We start from the raw sequence: 3,021 nt of genomic DNA, 5'->3' as shown, positions 1-3,021 counted from the left end.
CAAATTTTGCACAGATTGCGGTGTCAAACTCATAAAAGAAACAAATGAAGTAACTCCAACCATGATACCGACCATAGATCCCGAAAAGGGTTCTCTCGACACCCAACTGGTCAACCAGAAAATTTCAGAGTATTCACATGAGGCAAAACTGGCGGACAGGGTCTACAAATCATATGTTACAAACGGCATTTCAAGGCTTGACAAAATAAACGGAAGATTTTTGGCATCACAAACAGTTAAATTGGATGTCTTGATTGAGCAAAACAAGCAGTTAATCCAACAAAATGATAAAATAATAGAATTGCTTGAAAAGATAAGTGAGAAATAATTAATATTATCCATACTGTAATAACATTAATTGAAGTATTCAAATCCAAAAAAATTATTTCAAACGTCAACTGGAATTGAAAATAAGTATAAAAAAAATAATATCATAATTTAGATTCATCAACAGGAATAAGATTCCCATTGAAAAAGTTAAAGAGCAACTAAGTTAATTATAGAATATAAAAAGTGTTACAAATTGTAACACTTCTAGTTATGCCGTGTTTGCTCCCGAATGAGAACCACTACTGCCACTATCAGTGGTAGTTTCTACATTTGAACCAGAAGAAGAAGATGAAGACCTACCATCAGAGTATCCAGCATTATAAGCCTCATTCAAATCCACCCTATTATCGAATTTGCCATCATATCTGCCATCTCTTTTGATACCATCATCGTCAGTAGTATTATCATTTTTTACTGGTTCTGAATTATCCGTAGTCTCTGTTGTGTTATTAGTTTTATTTGTTGCTGTACCATTAAATTTCACATGGTCTGCTATATAATTCACTACTTCTTCATTTTCACCCATTACACTAATTGATTCACCTGTTGCCTCATTCATCACCATACGAGTATATACCTTTTTACCATTCTGTTCCAGTGACATATTATCATTCAAATTTGCACCGACGTTTGCACCATCAACAGTACTATGACTATATGTAATCTGCATTACTTCATTGTTGCCGAACAATGCTTTTGTTGTGGATGCGACATTTGATCCCATTACGTTACTGTTAGAGTTTAGGTCTCCCGCTCCATTGTTGAATTGTATCCATGTTGGTAATTCTATGCTGCATGTTGCACTGAAGTTATATGGTTTGTATGTTTTTTCTTGATGGGTTCCGGCACTGAGTATGATGCCTATTGCAAGTATTGCAATGATTGCAATGAGTATTATTATTAGATATTTCTTTTCCATAGTTTTCCACCATATTTTAAAAGATTAAAAAAGAAATAAGATTCATTGAATCTTAACCTTTGTTTTATTTTTAACAGAACTTTTGAATGTTTAATATTTTTCTAATGCAATGTTACTTTTGTAATAGGGCGATATTTGTTATATCCTGAACCGATTTTAGCGTTATCACTCATGCCAGCATTTGTTGCAACAGTATGCCATCCTTTTTTACCGCATTGCATTCCGTCCCTTTTTTCATATGCGACATATACACTATATTTTTTCCCGTATTTGTATGTATTTCCCAAATACTGTTCATAACTTCTCTTATATATGCATTTCACCTTAATTGTTTTTTTACCGTCTTTTATGGTTACTGTTATTGTATTTACATTCCCATATTTTCCGTTTTTCACGGTTTTTATAGTAGATTTTTTCTTAACAGTCATTTTAAAGGTTTTTTTAGCCCCATTGAATTGTAAATCTCCTTTATATATTGCCTGACAAGTATATTTTTTAGCTTTTGAAGGAACTTTAAATTTAAGTACTGCCACACCATTTTTAAGCTTTGCTTTGTAGGTTTTACCATTTATCTTATAATAGACATATCCTCCGTCATAGTCAACCCCATCATATTTGTCCGTTACGTAGGCATAGCATTTAACAGTGCTTCCTGCAGTTGCGGTGAATGATTTTACGGAAATCTTAACGGCTGATTTTTGAATTTTTATGGTTGACTGGTCAAGAATTTTGCCATCATAATCTATTAATTTAGCAGTATAGGTTCCGACATCCAAATCCCAAGTATTCCATTCACGTTCACCATCATAACCATTTAAAACCTCATTATGAACGCAGGTTTCGCCTTTGAATACTTTAAAAAATCCATTAAAGGAACCGTACCATCCAAAGTAAATTTTTTTATCAGCACCCCATTTTGCTGTAACTCCAGTAATGTATGTATAATCAGGATATTCAAGTTTTTCAGAACTATTAGTGACACTTAAGGTTTCTTTGCTTTTTGAAGATACATCAGTGTCATTTTCAATTGCCTGTTCTACAGGATCGTTGTATTCGTTTATTTGTAAATTTTCATGGTTATCAAGAGATAAACCATCATCATCGTCAATGCAGATAATCTCATCGGTTGCATTTTCGTTTGCAGATACTGAACCTATTGTAAAAATTGCCAATAGCAATAAAGCAATTAGAATAATCTTTTTAAAATTCATAATTTCCTCCTAAAATCTTTTTATATAATACATTATCTTAATAACAACTTATATATAATTTAACTTGATGAGTAACTTTTATGAATAATTTATTCCCATCCGTGTGTTATAATATTTCCATTTGAATCGACTACAACGAAATAATTGTCATCATAATGTACTCTTTCTTTTCCATTGCCGATTGACTCACGTGACACCTCATGCTCTCTAGGGTTCCACCCATCTGGAGTTATTTGATATTCCTCTCTTTGACTATCCTGTGAAGACGAACCACTTGATTGTGATGCTTTTGCCTGAACAACTTTCTCCTTAATGGTCAATTTCTGTGTTGTGTTGTTTCCAGTGTAGTTTTCATTTCCACCATAACTTACAGAAACATCGTATTTACCTTTCTTCAAGTTCAAGTTCATTATGGCATTACCTTTGTCATTGGTTTTCACTATCTTATTTGCCACAAACTTCCCATTGTTATCTTTGATTGTGATGTTGACAACCTCTTGAGATAATGGTGTTTTATTTAGATTAGTCAATTTAACAGACAAGTCATCTCTTTCATTTAAA

At 32.8% G+C, this 3,021-nt stretch carries 3 protein-coding genes and 1 pseudogene; 1 reads left to right on the top strand and 3 read right to left on the bottom strand.

What is annotated here, in order from left to right; translation table 11 throughout:
• A pseudogene (locus QZU81_RS10695) lies at positions 1-328 on the top strand (hypothetical protein); the annotation flags it as partial.
• Between the two features lie 210 nt (positions 329-538).
• Here the strand turns inward: QZU81_RS10695 and QZU81_RS10690 are convergent.
• From QZU81_RS10690 to QZU81_RS10680, 3 genes are all read right to left on the bottom strand, one after another.
• Positions 539-1,249, bottom strand: coding sequence for a hypothetical protein (locus QZU81_RS10690; RefSeq protein ID WP_295591748.1), 711 nt, complete (start codon positions 1,247-1,249; stop codon positions 539-541).
• A 101-nt stretch (positions 1,250-1,350) separates the two neighbouring features.
• Positions 1,351-2,460 (bottom strand): hypothetical protein, encoded by a 1,110-nt coding sequence (locus tag QZU81_RS10685; RefSeq protein WP_295591746.1) that lies wholly within the window; start codon positions 2,458-2,460, stop codon positions 1,351-1,353.
• Between the two features lie 89 nt (positions 2,461-2,549).
• A partial coding sequence (locus tag QZU81_RS10680; protein WP_295591744.1) for a hypothetical protein occupies positions 2,550-3,021 on the bottom strand: 472 nt, incomplete at its 5' end.

Source organism: uncultured Methanobrevibacter sp. (assembly GCF_902770715.1).
GTDB lineage: Archaea > Methanobacteriota > Methanobacteria > Methanobacteriales > Methanobacteriaceae > Methanocatella.
The sequence above is the reverse complement of the archived record's forward strand: the minus strand, read 5'-3'. Positions and strand labels throughout refer to the sequence as shown.